Consider the following 16,332-nt stretch of genomic DNA (forward strand, 5'->3'; position numbering starts at 1 on the left):
TAAGAAAAAGTTCTGTCGACTTACTTTCACAGAAGACAGACCGCGTTTAGCTGAGGTTTTTCTTGGGATAATTGAATTGTTCAGCTCCGCTGAAAACGTATAAATTCCATGATCTAAAAAAAATGTGTTTACTTCATCACGGTAATTTTGATATTATAATCGCAATATCAAATGCGACGAAGAGACGAGTAGATAAAATTCATTCTTTCAAAGAGAGCTCCGGCAGCTGAAAAGGAGTAAAGAATCTTTTATTGAATAAAGACTCAGAGCAGCACATCGGAACTTAGCATTAAGGGATGGTGTGACAGGAGCTCCTGTTACAGAGCTAGAGTATGAACGGGATACAGCTACAACATGGTTGTAATCCTTTACTTGAAGAGGCGGATATGGTGACATATCGGCGAATCTGGGTGGTACCACGAGAGTTCAATCTCGTCCCTGAGACTATTGTCTTGGGGATGGGATTTTTTTGTTTTTTTCGGAGCTGTGACTACACGCTTTGAAATTGCCTGAATAGTGTTAATTAAGGAGTCCATTTCATAATACGTTTTTGGTAAGTTATGAGATTGATTCAAAGGGAAGAATTACTCAAACCGAAAGGAAATGATGATTGAATGTCAGCAAAATTGAAAGTCGGTATCGTCGGAGGAACGGGAATGGTAGGTCAGCGTTTTGTGGACCTGCTCGATCAACATCCATGGTTTGAAGTTACAGCAATTTCTGCAAGCGCCAATTCGGCAGGTAAAACTTATGAAGAATCCGTACAGGGCAGATGGAAACTCGCTGTTCCCATCCCGGAAGCCGTTAAAAAGATTATGGTGCAGGACGCTTCGCAAGTTGAAGCATTTGCAAGCCAGGTTGATTTTATATTCTGCGCGGTGGATATGAAAAAAAATGAAATTCAAGCCCTTGAAGAGGCTTATGCAAGAACAGGAACACCCGTCGTTTCCAATAACTCGGCTCACCGCTGGACGGCTGATGTACCTATGGTTGTTCCTGAGATTAATCCAGGGCATCTGGACGTCATTGAAGCACAGAGAAAACGTCTGGGCACCAAAACCGGATTCATTGCAGTGAAACCAAACTGCTCGATTCAGAGCTATGTGCCAGCACTGCATGCCTTGCGTGAGTTCAACCCGACTCAGGTCGTGGCTTCCACGTACCAAGCGATCTCGGGAGCGGGTAAAAACTTTACCGATTGGCCTGATATGCTGGACAACGTCATTCCATACATCGGTGGCGAAGAAGAGAAGAGTGAACAGGAGCCACTACGGATCTGGGGTAGCATCGAAAATAATCAGATCGTCAAAGCTTCTGCTCCTTTAATTACGACACAATGTATTCGTGTTCCGGTAACGGATGGACATCTGGCTACGGTTTTTGTTAACTTTGAGAAAAAACCAAGTAAAGACGAAATTCTGGATCGTTGGTTGCAGTTCAAAGGTCGCCCACAGGAGCTGGCTCTGCCAAGCGCACCAAAACAATTCATTACGTATTTTGAAGAAGAGAACAGACCGCAGACGAAACTGGATCGTGACATCGAACGTGGCATGGGTGTTTCCACAGGCAGACTGCGCGAAGATTCTCTGTATGATTACAAATTCGTAGGCTTGTCCCACAACACGCTGCGCGGAGCCGCCGGCGGTGCGGTTCTGATTGCGGAACTGCTCAAAGCTGAAGGATATATCCAGCCGAAATAAAAACACCTCATGAGGAGAGGCGAAATTGCCTCACTGAATAGAATAGATTACATGAAAACCATCACTTGTTGATGGTTTTTTTGTGCCTAAGTAAGGTTGTTAAGGTCAGTCCTACGCTAACCTGTAGCAAGATCACAGAAGATATAGCGACGAAAAACGCCGACAGAATTGTCGGCGCCGTTTGGTACTTCATACGAAAAGACAAGACAAAAAGCCATTTTAAAATACAATGCTAATCTGTGCCCAGATGGCTCCTGCCGGGCATTGGCCCGAAGCTATGGTTACAGGCAGGCTGCGACTCTTCAATCGGGATGACGGGCAATAGTTCACATCCTCGCGATTGGTTTCCCAATTGACTGGATTGGTCATATCTGGGATGCGTTGCTCCAAAATAGCCTGAAAGTCGATATATAACCATTAATTGATTATTTTTAATATGCACAAATGAAGCTATAAGATGCTCTTGAGTTTGTCGCTATTGCGGCAATACAGGAGCATTTTATTAAATTAATATGGGAAATATTTCATTGTAAATTCATGAGAATTAAGGTATTTTTATTTACGGTAAACGTTTCTTCTGAAGTTCAGAAGGATATTTCCTTAGAAGGTAGATTTTTTAAAAAAAGATGAAGAAAGGAGGACTTTATATTATGCAAGCAGTTCCTAATCAAGCCTTACATAAAGCAGGACCAAAGCCCGTCAGTTTTGGTAGTTGGATGCTTACGTTGTTCCTTATGATGATTCCGATTGTTAATATTATCATGTTGTTTGTTTGGGCATTCGGGGATTCGAATCCTTCCAAAGCCAATTATGCCAAAGCAGCGTTGTTATGGGCAGCTATCGGAATTGTAATCTATATTCTTATCATGGTTTTGGGTTTAACAGCAGTCCTTTCAGAAACTAACTACTAGGTTTACGAAAAGTAGCAGGATCATAGAAAGTATAGCAATAGCAATGCCAAAGGGGCTGTCTCAACAGCCCTTCAAAAGAATATGGATGAAAAACCATAACATCAACGCATGAAAAAGGGACGAAGCAGAGATTCATTCTGCCTTGTCCCTTTCGTGTTTTGTTGAGCACTTTGGCTAACGAACTGAGGTGACCCTATTGGGTGCATTTCAGTCCATTTGAAAATGTAACGAATCTGAGAAGCGCTATTTTCATGTTTTATGCGTGAATTCGCCTTTTATCCCAGTTTTCGGACGTAATAGCGTCGCTGAGATTCGTTACGTTTCTCACCTCTCCCAAATCACTAAAATAAGGCGTGTGAGATCCCTTAGAACATGGCATGGTTCTCTATATGGCTGTGGAGATTTAGAGAAGTTCCAACTTAACTAGCTTAGGCGTATGGAGGAAGCCTTTTGAGACAACCCCTTTTAATTGTTGCAGTATATTTTATGCTGCGGACGATTTATCCGTCTTCTGTAGGAGCTGCGAACGGCGCCCCAGCAAATAACCGGTTAGAGAGGCCAACATTTGCTGGAACACCATTCCGAGAACGACTGGGACAGCAACAGGTGCCGGGAAATAGGTAACGGCCAGGACAGCTCCTGCGCTAATGTTACGCATGCCCCGTTAAACACCAGAGCAACCTGATCGGCCTCATTCCAGCCCAGCAGTCGGGCTATAAAGTAGCTCAGGGCATAGCCGAATGAAGCGAGGAAAACAATGATAACGGCAAGACCAGCCAATCTCCAGTTGATATCAGCCAAATAAGGTGCGACGACAGACCCGTTAATCGCAACAACTGAGGCCATAAACAGTTTGGATAACGGATTCAACCTCGGCCCCCAGACCGGGACAATTGCACCTTTAGTCCACTCATTCAAAAGCATACCGAGCAGGGATGGCACAACGATCATCCAGAACAGACTGCTCATCATGGCTGCCGTATCCAGTGTGACACTGGTGCCGATGAGCAAAGATAACACGCCGGGGACAACAAAAGGAGCAAGCATGGTATCAATCAGGATGATGGAAAGCGTAAGTGCAATATTGCCCCGATATATACTGACCCAGATGAAACTGCTTATGCCTGTTGGAATAACGGCTGCCAGAACAAGGCCTGTTATGGTGTAAGCGTCCGTGGGAAAGACCAGGTGACCCAGACCCAGAGCGATTAAAGGCATCGCGAGATGCAGAATAAACAGACATACAAACAGCGGGAATGGCTTCTTCAGCACATTTACAAAATCCCGTATTCCAAGACTGATACTTCCTGCAAATGTCATGAATGCAAACAGCCATGGCGATAGAAAGGTATAAGAAGAAAGAAAACTCTCGCATAACACGCCAATAATAATGCTGATTGGGGTAATCAGTGGCATGATGCGGTTCAAGCGTTGGTTTAAGGCTTGAAGCATAGTCATGACATCCCTTTACCGTGTGATTCTACTATTATACATGTTAATCACGCTGGCTGCCGCCACATTTGCAACGAAGCAGTCTGAACAGGTATCATGGACTTGGAACAAGGATTTCGATTAGGAGAAGGGGAGATGATCATGTTCATAAGAAAAAGAAAGCACACGTTAATGATGACAGGCCTTATTGCATCGAGTATTCTGTTGATCTCGGCCTGTTCTGTCGTGGAACAAGCGAATCAAAGTTTAAATTATGTTAGTGGGGCTACTGATTATATAGAACAAGTATCAAGCGCCGGGGCTGATTTGCAAGAACTCGCGTCAGGTGCAGTAAATAATCCGGAGATCACGACTCAGATTCAGGAGAAAATTGATTTGATTCAAGCGGAAGCAAGCGAATTTTCTCAGTTGACGGCACCTGCGATAGGGGAAAGCATTCATGAGAATCTGGTCAGCTATAATACTCAGTTAACGGAAGTTGTAGGGAATTTCGAGAATACGATTGCAGAGCAAGGTTTTACGACGGAGAATTGGGAGAAGACTGGAATTCCTGAACTCATCACCAACATCAACAACCTGAGAGATCCGCTAAGCGGACTGGGGAATGAATAACGGAATTAAACGTATTATTATGAGAGACCGTGCAGGTTGACGTGCTCATCCTTTGAAAAGGCGGGAGATCGGAATGATTGAGTTTACCGATATATTCGCCTTGTATTCTTTTTAGATCTACGATCAGCTTTTAAGACAATAACACAAACACATACATATTTAGCTTCACACTAGCAAGACTATATCATGCCTAGATACAAATGATATGAATTTATTCACATATAGGATATCGATTATTCTATGTTGTTTGACAAGGATGTGACAGAGGCGTATGATGATCATATTGGTTAATATAATATAGTTACTTACTATAAGTTTTATGCTGAATCTAAATATTTTTGCCAAAGGAGAACTGCGTCATGACTGAACACAATGGAAAAGTAATCATTATTACAGGTGGAGCAAGTGGTATTGGTAAAGAGACAGCACTTCAACTTTCGGATCAAGGTGCAACTATTGTTGTCGCTGACTATAATGAAGATGGAGCGAAGAAACTTGCCGCAGAGATTGAAGCAGCAGGTGGAACAGCAGGCGCGTACAAAGTGGATGTATCCAAAGGGGACGAAATTAAAGCCTTGGTTGATTGGACAGTTCAGAAATATGGAACGTTGAACGGTATTTTCAATAACGCAGGCATTGGACTTGTGAAGCCGTTTCTGGAGATGGACCCGGAATCCTATCACAGAGTCATTGATGTAGATCAGCACAGTGTTTACTATGGCATGTATTATGGTGCGAAAAAAATGGTTGAATTGAATGTACAAGGTACCATTGTTAATACAGCTTCGATCTATGGAAGTGTTGCCGCAGTAGGCAGCTTCAACTACAATGCAGCCAAGGCTGCTGTTGTCATGATGTCCAAATCCGGTGCACTGGAACTGGCTGAGCATGGCATTCGTGTAGTCGGTGTAGCACCTGGCTTTATCGAAACACCGATTCTGGGTGATGACAAAGCCATGAAGGATGCGCTTGCTACTCAACATATGCGTGGAGAGCTTATTCAACCGGAAAAGGTAGCCAGTGTGGTTACATTCCTGTTCAGTGATGCAGCAAGTGCAGTGAACGGGACAACCGTAGCCGTAGATGATGGATTCCTCAGCTTCAAAACCAAGTAAGTAATCCAACTAGATTTAAGGGAACTCATCTCAAAAAAGCAGAAATAAACGGTGCAGAACGATTTATTCGTTTTGCACCGTTTTTGTATTTTCATTATCAAGTAATCGTAGCATGTGAGATGGAAATAAGTATGTCGAATCGTCCCGAAATTTCAGAGATCATGATACAATTAGCGAGACGGTCTGTTTATCATTCTGTGGTGTCATATACAATTCGAACACCCAGAGAGCCATAGCTCTCTTCTTTGTATTGACATTGGGAACACGTTTTTGTCGAGCATAGCGAATCGCTATGCACTTGTAATTTTTCGTTGCATTGTGGACATTTATTTTCAAAAAGAGTCTTCAACACGTTAAACATGCTTAATCACTCATTTCGGATTAATTTACTTGGTTTTCATTATAACCGATAATATTCGCCGTGTATACTGCTTTTGATTTGTATCGGAATGAGATCTAAATTGCACGAAAGGAAGCGCATAACCGATGGATCTTCTGCTTTTTGTCATCATGTTCATACTGGGTCTGGTCGGTTCATTCTTCTCCGGGTTGTTGGGTATTGGCGGGGCCATTATCAATTATCCGCTACTGTTATATGTTCCACCCTTAATGGGATTGGAGCCATTCTCAGCACATCAGGTATCATCAATCAGTATGTTTCAGGTGTTTTTTGCCTCATTTGCCGGTGTGATTGCATTCCGCAGAAAAGTAAAAACGGGTAGAAATGGTGGGGCTATCGTCCACAAGGGCTTAGTGCTGTACATGGGTTCCAGCATTCTTGCTGGCAGTCTAATCGGCGGTTTCATATCCGGTTATCTGGATGGAAGCATTATTAATCTGATCTATGGTATTCTGGCGATCTTCGCCATTGTATTAATGCTGATTCCTGGTAAAGGCAAGCTTGAGACGGCAGCCCCCCTGGAGTTTAACCAATGGATTGCGGCAGGCACTGCTTTGGCAGTAGGCATCGTTTCGGGAATTGTGGGCGCGGGCGGGGCCTTTATCCTGATTCCTATCATGCTGACGATCCTCAAGATCCCTGTACGCACGACGATTGCTTCTTCGCTAGCTATTGTGTTCATCTCCGCCATTGGTGGAGTTATAGGGAAAATTGTGGGTGGAGACATTCCGATTGAACCCATCATCTATACAGTGATTGGGAGTTTGCTGGGGCATCCCTGGGTTCAAAAGTTAGTTCAATGATCAATGTGAGGATACTTCGATATGCATTGATTGTACTTATTGCTTTTACGGCAGTCAAAGTCTGGTCATCCATTTTGTAAAATCAGTGCGTTAACACCAAGAGTGACGATTTCGTAACCAAACGGTTCGATTGCCGTATATAGGTTATGAACATGAGCAGACTGCATTGGATGCACCATCTAATGAGTTCCGTTTTCGTCCATGGAGCACCTCATACTCCTTATGGATACATGTTTAACATTAATAGAAGTTGAGGTATCCATCCTATGAATAACGTACTTACAGAACAGGCTGATGCAGGATATCGGCTAGCTGAGCAGAAGGCATTTCAATATTTCACTTCTCTTCATCAGCAACTTATGGATCATACGTATACGGCAGCACTTACACAGGATATTCATGTGTGGCAAAAAAAACATATTCATCGTTTTGCATGGCTCTCTCATATATTACCGGGCAAAAGAAAACCGGATTCCCGGGATATTCATAAATATATCTATTGGTTGAATGCTACAGGCAAGCTGGACGATTACCTGGATCGGAGTATCTCATATATATATATGAGGGACTTGGGTCAAGCGCTCGATTCTCCAAAGACGCAGGCTCGAATTCAGCACGTAGTTCAAGATACCAAAAAGTACTTTGTACGCTCTGCCAGCGATCGGCAGCAACAGCCTGACTTCATCAGTCCGGCTGCATTGTACCGATGGGGTCAGAAGGAGCATATCGAAACAGCAGTCATCTGGGTGATGAACAAATTAAAGAACGTTGCCTCGAACATCCCTAAGGAGCTGGATGCAGAGCAGGCGCAGCGGAAGCTTATCAAGATTATTCTCGGGGTTGTCCTTCATGTGGACGATGAGATGAACGAGCAGACACCGCCGGAGGAACGGGCTCGAAGATTCGATGCGGCGATCAGACTCGGTTATTCATACGGCTTAACGTATCCTTTTGTGGATGACTTGCTGGATTCCCAGGCGCTGACTGTTCAGGAAAAAGAACAATATTCCTTGATGATCCGAAATGCACTTCTTACGGGTGTCGTACCTGATCTGGGAGATTGGAAAGGCAGTAACCTTGAAGTGATTGAATATGTGCATTCCGAGCTTCGCGAAGCATTTGAGTATATCAAGAACTACCAACGCCCCGAGACACAACGTACGTTCTTGGAGCAATCCTATGTGTTCTTTCAGTCTCAGGAGATCGATCGCAATAAGAAATTATCCAACGCGCATTATACGAATGAAGAACTGTATATTCCGATTATTATCAAATCTTCTTCCTCTCGCTTGATCGTCCGATCAGTACTTAGCGCTCCGATGGATGAAGGATTCGATCTGCGCACGTTCTATTACGGAATATACAATCAGCTCGCTGATGACTTTGCCGATATGTTTGACGATATGGAAGAAGGGGCAGTGACCCCGTATACGTACTATTTGAAATACCGTGATCTGCGTCCCGATCTGATTAATCCTTATGAATTGTACTGGGCAGTCATCTCGCATCTGATCCATGAGGTCTACAACTCGGACGCCAAGACTCGCGAGGTCATACTGGATCGTGCCATTAACGGGTTGAAGCGTTGCAAGGAACGTCTGGGTCAGGAGAAATACGATGAAGTGATGACGATCTTTGCTTCTGGACAGCCTGACTTCAATCAACTGATTCAACAGATGGTGCGCAAAGCGGATGATGTCGACTTCCTCGACAAATTGTTACGGGATCAGGTCGTGCTTCAACTGAAGAGTGACAAGCAGGAGAAACAGGATTTCTTGCAGACCATCCGTACCGTTCGCGAACAGATTAATGTGGAGCTGCAGATTGCGAAACCCGGTGGACTTCCGGAGATGAAAAAGACGCTTATTGATGCAGCCAATTACAGCTTGCAGGGAGACGGCAAAAGGCTACGCCCCATTCTGACTTGGGTTATGGGTGTGCGTGAGTATGGACTAACTGAATCGTCCATCGTTCCACTATTAAGGTCGCTGGAGTACATGCACACCGCTTCATTGATCTTTGATGATCTGCCAACTCAGGATAATGCGTCGACAAGGCGTGGGCGTTCCACGCTTCATCAGGTACACAATAGCGCCACAGCAGAACTAACCGGTCTATTTCTCATCCAAAAGGCGATTGGTGAACAATCCGCTTTGAATCAATTTGATGCGGCAACCGTGCTTACACTGATTCAATACTCGGCTGAAAAAGCAGAGGATATGTGCATGGGCCAGGCAATGGATCTGAACTCAAAAGGAAAATCGTTGACGCTGGAGCAGCTTAACATGATCTGTTTTTACAAAACAGGCATAGCCTTTGAAGCCGCGCTTGTCATGCCAGCCATTCTGGCGCAAGTGAAGGAACCGGAGATGGCAACACTGAAGAAGTTCGCTTATCATGCGGGGATCGCCTTTCAGATCAAGGACGACTTGCTGGATTTCGAGGGAGATCATCTTGTTCTTGGTAAACCTTCTGGTCAGGATGAGCGGAACAATAATTCAACCTTTGTATCCATTCTTGGGGATGAAGGTGCCAAGAAAGAGATGTGGGAACATTATTGTCTTGCCACAGATGCATTACAAGAGATGCCAAACCCAATTCCTTTTTTGAGACATCTGTTGGATTATCTCGTTGGACGCGAGCGCTGACCGTTTTTTCTTACCAATCAAAAGTTTCACAGTTTTATAATATATAAGCGACCAAGGTCGGGGATTCCATACTTCTGGATTCTGGCCTTTTTTGCTTTAATGTCACAGATCCTTAAAGAAGTCGTGTTTCAACGATTGTAGTAATGGGTATAAAGCAAATACTGTGTTTACCTTTTAATATATTAATACTCCAAAAGGAGAGCTGAAGATGCAAGTTCATAAGGTCGACCATCACGAATTGTTCGAACAGATCTATAATCAAGCACCTATTGGAATTGCACTCATCGCGCCAACGGGACTTTGGATGAAAGTGAATTCTGCTTTTTGCGCTATGCTTGGGTATACAAGTGAAGAATTAATGCTTCTAAGTTATCAGGATATCACTCATCCCGAAGATTCTGCACAGGATTTAATGTATGAAAGTGAGTTGTTTACAGGTAAATCGAAGGAATATAAATACGAAAAGCGCTACATTCAAAAAAATGGTGATGTTTTATGGGTTTCTTTGCATATTTCATTGGCCCGGGACGAAAAGACCGGTGAGCCTCTTTATTTTATTTGCCACGCTGTAGACATTACGGATCGTAAATCGTCTGAACAAAAGCTGCTTCATAGTGAAGAGATGTTTAAGCTTATTTCTGACAATGCACAAGAAATCATCTATATCGCTTCTCTGGATGGTACATGTCACTTCTGCTCTCCCTCCATAGACAAACTGCTCGGTTATACGCCTAAAGAGGTGGTTGGTAAAAACAATAACGCTTATTTCCACCCACAGGATCTGGATCGAATTTCGCGGATGAACTTGAATACAGGTAATCTGTTGAATATAAGAGTCCGCCATAGGGATGGACAGTATCTTTGGTTTGAAACCACATACAAGATGATCGGAGACCCGGAACACGAACAGCTAATTCTTGCAATTGGACGAGATATATCGGAGCGAAAGAAACATGAAGATATCAGCGCAGAGGCTGAACGCATTGCAATAATTGGCAGTTGGGAGTGGGACATGATCGGCGACAGCATTTCAATATCCGATCAGATATTTGAGATATTTGAACTCGACCGAAATAATAAATATTACCGGGCTGAAGAGGTTTTCCAAGCCATGAATTCTACTGATGTGGCATCTTTGAAAGAAAAAATTGAATGTTTGAAAAAAGGGGAACCCCTTGATTATGAATACAGGCATATATCATTAGATGGCAGTGATAAGTATCTTCATCTACGGGGATTAATGACCTTTGATGAAGATTATCGGCCCATCCAGTTGAACGGAACTTTGCAGGATATCACCGAACGTAAACGTATTGAATTTAAACTTCAGGAATCGGTGGAACGCTATACTTCGCTCAAGAAATACAATCATGATGCCATCATCTCGTTCAACATGGATGGGGATATTATTAATGCCAATCCTGTAGCCATGAAAATGACGGGTTGCCCGGTTGCTGATATGATCGGGACAAGCATATGTAGATTCATCGGATTAAGCAATCTAGGACTTATCCTGAATAGCGATTATGGGATGGCGGAAAAAGAGATTAATACCATTCAACACATTGACGGTCATGAGACTGAAGTGTTGGCTACGCTTGCTCCGATCATTATTAACAAGACTAACGTTGGCTTCTACTTGATTGCGAAGGATATTACCGAGCAGAAAAAGCTTCTTGTGGCCAAAGAAACAGCGGAGAGAATGAACAAGGCCAAAAGCGAATTTTTAGCCATGATGAGCCACGAAATACGAACCCCCATGAACGGTGTAATTGGAATGACGGATCTGCTCCTGGATACGCCTGGACTTAGCGGGGAACAAAAGGAATATATCCAAATCATCCAGAAGAGTGGAGATTCCTTGCTGGCGATTATTAATGATATTCTGGATTTCTCCAAAATCGAGTCAGGTAAAACCGATCTGATTGATGATCCTTTTGATCTTGGAGAAATTGTGACGGAGACCGTGCAAATCGTAAAGCCACTGGCTCGCGAAAAGAAGCTGGAGATTCGTTTGTGCATAGATGAGGCCATACCGACTCCGGTGTATGGTGATGCATATCGTCTGAAACAGGTACTTACCAATATCATCGGCAATGCGGTCAAATTCACTGCAGAAGGCGGCGTGGAGATTGAAGTTGGGATTAAGGATCGGTGCGATCATAACGTGGAGCTTTATTTTAAGGTGAAGGATTCGGGGATTGGGATTCCGGTTGAGCAGAAACAACAATTGTTTGAACCCTTCTACCAACTGGAGAACTTTATGACTCGCAAACCTCAAGGTACCGGCTTGGGATTAGCCATTAGCAAGAAGTTGGTAGAGCTCATGGATGGAGACATCTGGATCGAGGAAAGCAATGACCCGGGGACAACATTTGTATTTACTGCCTGCTTTAAATTAAACAATAGTGAAGAGAGTGACAGGTTAGATCAACAGCAAAAAAAGAACAAAACTTCAGCCTTGCGGATTTTAATTGCAGAAGACAATGAGGTGAATCAGCTCGTCCTTAGCAGGATGATCGAGAAAAAAGGACACGTTGTGGATCATGTAATGGACGGTGTTGAGGCGGTCGAGGCGGTCAAACACAATTCATACGATATTATCTTTATGGATGTGCATATGCCAAGGCTTGATGGATTCGAAGCAACAAAAGCGATTAAAGAGTCTTTGCAGCCAGAAACATGTCCATATATTATTGCGGTAACTGCAAATGCCGTAAGAGGAGACATGGAGGCATGTTTGAAGGCAGGCATGGATGCGTATGTAAGCAAACCGATTAAAAGCGAGTCCATTATGCAGGTGATGGAGACCTATTATATGAAGAAACAGATCAATCGTGCGTAAACGGGAAACACACCATGTGGACTAAAGTAGCTTCAAATGTGACTTTTAGAATGGTTAACACTTGATCGGCAATAGAGCCGCTAACTTAACGTAATTAAGTTAGCGGTTTTTTGTTTTTTGGAAAAAACTCTTTACGGATTCTTAATCCACAGTTGGGAGATGTCCATATAACCGAATTCCGCTGTCTGCATACCGAAGATGCTCTGATCCAGCTCAGCCTGTTTGTTCATGTGACAGCCATGCAAGATCCAGCAGTGATCACGCAGTAAGGCTTCTGCTTCATCCAGAAGCGCCGTACGGTCTGCCTGATAGAGCTGGGCGAAATGATCCAGTTTGTCATCCAATAGGGATTGGAAAGCAGGAGACATGCATATATGAAAATGATTGGACACGTTTTTGAAAAAATGAATCATACCGTACTGCCAGTCTTCCTCCAGTATCTCTTCAGCCAAAATCAATTGCGCGTTCGTCGTTTCCTCCGTGTTGAAATAATCCACAACAGCCTGCATGCTGATGTTCAGACCGATAGACTGCGCACGACATTGGAGCCATTCCGCAACTTCTGAATCCTTATTCTGTTTATAGGATAATGTTATTGGTTCGCCTTGATAGCCACAGCTATGCAGTAATTCGCGAGCATGTTCAAGAGAGGTGGCGCTCCAGTCCTGGGATGCACTTCTCCAGGGCAGGAAGCTGTAGGCTGGTGTGATCCGATTCCCGCCGAGATCTCTGACAAGGGCAACCGAATCATAGACGATACGCAGTGCTTGTCGAAATTGGAGGTGATGATGGATGCCTTTCTTGCGAAAGTTAAACAGCATATACTGACAACCCAGCGCCGGATAATTGATACTGTTGGTGTGATCACAGTCTGTTGCCAGGCTCAATCGATCTGTGCCCGGTAGCTCATAGTAGCGATCATTCGGACTCAGGTCGGGCACGAACCAGAAATGGACTTGATCCAGATGCGGACGGATGCCGTAGTATGCATCGAAAGCGGCAAGCTCCAGCACATCTTCATTCTGCTCTGTGATCTGAAAGGGACCAGTACCCATCAAGGTATGGGCTCCATTGTAGTCGTAGGGCAGGATTGTCATTCGAATGCAACTGAATAGATGCAAGAAGAAGCGATTGGGACGATGTAGAACAAACTTGATGCAGTAATCGCCAGCAACTTCCGCACGTTCAATGTCACGATACAACCATATGGACGGACTATCCATTTCGATCAATCGTTGTAACGTAGCTTGTACATCCCGTGACGTCATAACTCGACCATTGTGGAAACGTATACCTTTGCGGAGATAGAAGATCCACATACGATGATCCTCACTGCATTCCCACATATGGGCCAATGCGGGTCGGAAGGATTCGGTCTTGGCATCATACGTAATTAAAGTATTACAGACCTGCCCCAGAAGATAGGTTTCAAATGCAGTATATACGAACGCGGGGTCCAAATCGCCCAGTCGGCGTGACCTCATGATACGCAGGATATCCTGACCAGAGGCCGTTTCATTCTGGCTGTGAAACCCCATCTGTTGATGGAGGGAGAACATGAGCTGTTCCCGCAACGTATTATCCATCTGAATGGTTCCAATCAGTTCAATGGCATCTTTCATTTTGCCTTTACCCAGGAGATCCGTAAAACTAGCTTCCAGTGCTTCATTCATACTGCGCAGCATGGTTAGCTCTGAATGGTGTCCCCGACCACGGCCGGGTTGCCAGTGAATGAAGCCTTGTTCCTCGAGTTTTCTCAGAATGAATTTGACATTACGAGGGGTGCAGCACAAGGCGGCGGACAGGCTGTCGATCGTTACGGCTACAGGTTCATGAAGCTTGAAAGACAGTTCTTCGGCCCCGGCGAGTCTTATAAAGTGTGTATGTATGGTATCCATTATCATGACTCCTCCAATAAAGGTGAAAAGTGCGATCATATGTTTACACTTTTACTTCCCCCTTTTATCCTTACAATTATACATTAGTAGAGGTTGTTCAAAAAGTCCGCTTTTGATTACGAAAGATGCCTAGCGACATCATCAGCATCGAATATGGAATTCAGCCGAAATGTCCGTTGCTCACGTAGTTTTCCTACGCTCCGCTACTCCATTTCTAGCTTCATCCCATCTTCTTGGTACTGAAAACCGGACTTTTTGAACATGCATTAGTAGAGGTAGTTCAAAAAGTCCGCTTTGAAGCATTTAGAATGAATAGGAGAAGTTCGTATGAAGCAATATCTTAGGCAAATTCACCCCTTGGCATGGACGATCATTATCGGAACCATGTTTGGACGTCTTGTGACGTCAATGAGTATCCCATTTCTATCCATCTATCTGACACGTGTATTGGAGGCTACCCCTACACAGACCGGAATTACCGTTGCGGTGAGTTCGCTGGCAGGTGTAATGGTTAGCTTCTACGGAGGTTATATCTCGGACCGGATTGGCCGCAAGATTGTGATGTTAATCTCGGTATTTAGCTGGGCAGGTGTGTTTTTCATATTTTCGGCAGCGGAACATCTATGGGTGTTCTTTGTTGCCAACACGCTAAACGGATTATGCCGTGCTGTATTTGAGCCCACCTCAAGAGCGCTCCTATCCGACATTACTTCTCCACAGAACAAATTGTTGGTGTTCAACCTCCGATATGCTGCGATTAATCTTGGTGTGGTCTTTGGGCCGATTATCGGCTTTCAGCTGGGATCATCTGAATCGACGTTCCCGTTTGTGATTTCCGGAATGGTATACATCGCATATGGACTTGTATTATTTCTGCAATTCAAGCTACAGCATGCCAATCTGCCTGAGCGTCACCAGGCAACCGCACCACGTTTGAGAGAAGCACTGATGACCACCGGTCGCGACAGGGTATTTCTGCCGGTGTTGATTGGTACCACATTTTGTGTGCTTGGTTATGGGCACTTCAGCTCAACGTTGGCACAGTATCTGGCGAGAAGTCCGATCTTTGAGAATGGGAGCCAGATGTTCTCGTACATGCTTTCCCTCAATGCGGTGACCGTACTGATTATTCAGTATCCACTGGTGCGAACCTTCCGTAATGTTCCACCGTTGGTGCCTCTGATTCTGGGAAACCTGCTGGTCGCAACCAGCTTGTTGATGGTCGGATTCGCCGAAGGTGTTCTCATGATGATGATGAGTGTCATACTATTTACCATTGGGGAAGTGCTGCTGTTCACAATGATGGATATGCTCATTGATCGGATTGCGAAGCCGGAATGGAAGGGAACGTATTTCGGGACCATCGGTTTCAATAATATCGGTAGTGTCATTGCTCCTGTCATGGGAGGGTTGCTGTTAAGTCAATTTGGAGCGGAGAATGGACTTGCCGTCTTTGTACCGATTGCGCTGATGACTGCGCTAGGAGTGCCTTTTCTTCTTATAGCACATAGACGTCTTGTCGCCAGAGAGAAGCAAACAGAGCATTCATTAATGAGTATATAGCGGAAACTTTAAAGGTTAATGACATGAATTAAATAACAAATCAGTTAATATTATCTTGACGGATGTGGAACAAGCGAATACAATAAACAACAAATATGTGAAACGGGTGGGATGATGGTTATGTTCATGGCAGAGCAGTTTCTGAATCGATAACTGAATACGCATGAGCATAGTGACACGAATCCAATTTTGTTGAAATGATCGCGTTGGGACAGTCATGTTTGTGCACCCCTGTCGTGAACGCTCATCATTAGTGCGATGCAGAGGAGAGTTTCGGGAATGCCTGGCATATTTCCCCAGCTATCTTATGATTATAAGCTGTAGATGAACATTAGTTCATCTATGGCTTTTTTGCATGCATTCCACCAATCTGTTCACATGGAAA

9 protein-coding genes, 2 pseudogenes and 1 other annotated feature are annotated in these 16,332 nt (G+C 44.2%); of the genes and pseudogenes, 8 read left to right on the forward strand and 3 right to left on the reverse strand.

Annotated elements, in window-relative coordinates:
• Positions 1 to 167: 167 nt before the first annotated feature.
• Positions 168 to 443: a binding site (T-box leader), on the forward strand.
• Between the two features lie 171 nt (positions 444 to 614).
• Positions 615 to 1,700 (forward strand): aspartate-semialdehyde dehydrogenase, encoded by a 1,086-nt coding sequence (gene asd, locus C0Q44_RS22880; RefSeq protein ID WP_105409530.1) that lies wholly within the window; start codon positions 615 to 617, stop codon positions 1,698 to 1,700.
• Between the two features lie 219 nt (positions 1,701 to 1,919).
• Here asd and C0Q44_RS30380 read toward each other — a convergent pair whose 3' ends face one another.
• Entirely contained in the window at positions 1,920 to 2,069 is a 150-nt protein-coding gene (locus C0Q44_RS30380) for a hypothetical protein (RefSeq protein ID WP_181151142.1), read from the reverse strand.
• 281 nt (positions 2,070 to 2,350) lie between these two features.
• On the opposite strand from C0Q44_RS30380, the gene C0Q44_RS22885 reads away from it, so the two are divergent.
• The gene (locus tag C0Q44_RS22885) at positions 2,351 to 2,611 is read left to right on the forward strand and encodes a hypothetical protein (RefSeq protein ID WP_258166510.1); all 261 of its coding nucleotides are present in this window, start codon (positions 2,351 to 2,353) and stop codon (positions 2,609 to 2,611) included.
• A 484-nt stretch (positions 2,612 to 3,095) separates the two neighbouring features.
• Here C0Q44_RS22885 and C0Q44_RS22890 read toward each other — a convergent pair.
• A pseudogene (locus C0Q44_RS22890) lies at positions 3,096 to 4,063 on the reverse strand (bile acid:sodium symporter family protein).
• 141 nt (positions 4,064 to 4,204) lie between these two features.
• On the opposite strand from C0Q44_RS22890, the gene C0Q44_RS22895 reads away from it, so the two are divergent.
• From C0Q44_RS22895 to C0Q44_RS22915, 5 genes and pseudogenes are all read left to right on the forward strand, one after another.
• Positions 4,205 to 4,675, forward strand: coding sequence for a DUF6376 family protein (locus C0Q44_RS22895; protein WP_146113504.1), 471 nt, complete (start codon positions 4,205 to 4,207; stop codon positions 4,673 to 4,675).
• Between the two features lie 359 nt (positions 4,676 to 5,034).
• Complete coding sequence (locus tag C0Q44_RS22900; protein WP_105409532.1) at positions 5,035 to 5,790, forward strand: SDR family NAD(P)-dependent oxidoreductase; 756 nt, start codon at positions 5,035 to 5,037, stop codon at positions 5,788 to 5,790.
• Positions 5,791 to 6,276: 486 nt separating this feature from the next.
• Positions 6,277 to 7,073, forward strand: a pseudogene (locus tag C0Q44_RS22905) (sulfite exporter TauE/SafE family protein).
• A 186-nt stretch (positions 7,074 to 7,259) separates the two neighbouring features.
• A complete protein-coding gene (locus C0Q44_RS22910; RefSeq protein WP_105409533.1) occupies positions 7,260 to 9,641 on the forward strand; it encodes a polyprenyl synthetase family protein in 2,382 nt (793 codons plus the stop codon).
• A gap of 208 nt (positions 9,642 to 9,849) precedes the next feature.
• Complete coding sequence (locus tag C0Q44_RS22915; RefSeq protein ID WP_105409534.1) at positions 9,850 to 12,486, forward strand: PAS domain S-box protein; 2,637 nt, start codon at positions 9,850 to 9,852, stop codon at positions 12,484 to 12,486.
• 131 nt (positions 12,487 to 12,617) lie between these two features.
• Here the strand turns inward: C0Q44_RS22915 and C0Q44_RS22920 are convergent, their stop codons facing one another.
• Positions 12,618 to 14,384 carry an ABC transporter substrate-binding protein gene (locus C0Q44_RS22920; protein ID WP_105409535.1) on the reverse strand — a complete coding sequence of 589 codons (1,767 nt, stop codon included), beginning with the start codon at positions 14,382 to 14,384 and terminating at the stop codon, positions 12,618 to 12,620.
• A 327-nt stretch (positions 14,385 to 14,711) separates the two neighbouring features.
• Between C0Q44_RS22920 and C0Q44_RS22925 the strand changes: the two genes are divergently transcribed.
• Positions 14,712 to 15,947: an MDR family MFS transporter gene (locus tag C0Q44_RS22925; protein WP_105409536.1), complete on the forward strand. Its 1,236-nt coding sequence runs from the start codon at positions 14,712 to 14,714 to the stop codon at positions 15,945 to 15,947.
• The last annotated feature ends 385 nt before the right edge of the window (positions 15,948 to 16,332 follow it).

Origin of the sequence: Paenibacillus sp. PCH8, from assembly GCF_002968835.1 — a bacterium.
Taxonomy (GTDB): domain Bacteria; phylum Bacillota; class Bacilli; order Paenibacillales; family Paenibacillaceae; genus Paenibacillus.

What these genes read in the sequence shown, in the direction of transcription:
- asd (WP_105409530.1), top strand. Translation starts at nt 615, where the DNA reads ATGTCAGCAAAATTGAAAGTCGGTATCGTCGGAGGAACGGGAATGGTA.
- C0Q44_RS30380 (WP_181151142.1), bottom strand. Translation starts at nt 2,069, where the DNA reads ATGACCAATCCAGTCAATTGGGAAACCAATCGCGAGGATGTGAACTAT.
- C0Q44_RS22885 (WP_258166510.1), top strand. Translation starts at nt 2,351, where the DNA reads ATGCAAGCAGTTCCTAATCAAGCCTTACATAAAGCAGGACCAAAGCCC.
- C0Q44_RS22895 (WP_146113504.1), top strand. Translation starts at nt 4,205, where the DNA reads ATGTTCATAAGAAAAAGAAAGCACACGTTAATGATGACAGGCCTTATT.
- C0Q44_RS22900 (WP_105409532.1), top strand. Translation starts at nt 5,035, where the DNA reads ATGACTGAACACAATGGAAAAGTAATCATTATTACAGGTGGAGCAAGT.
- C0Q44_RS22910 (WP_105409533.1), top strand. Translation starts at nt 7,260, where the DNA reads ATGAATAACGTACTTACAGAACAGGCTGATGCAGGATATCGGCTAGCT.
- C0Q44_RS22915 (WP_105409534.1), top strand. Translation starts at nt 9,850, where the DNA reads ATGCAAGTTCATAAGGTCGACCATCACGAATTGTTCGAACAGATCTAT.
- C0Q44_RS22920 (WP_105409535.1), bottom strand. Translation starts at nt 14,384, where the DNA reads ATGGATACCATACATACACACTTTATAAGACTCGCCGGGGCCGAAGAA.
- C0Q44_RS22925 (WP_105409536.1), top strand. Translation starts at nt 14,712, where the DNA reads ATGAAGCAATATCTTAGGCAAATTCACCCCTTGGCATGGACGATCATT.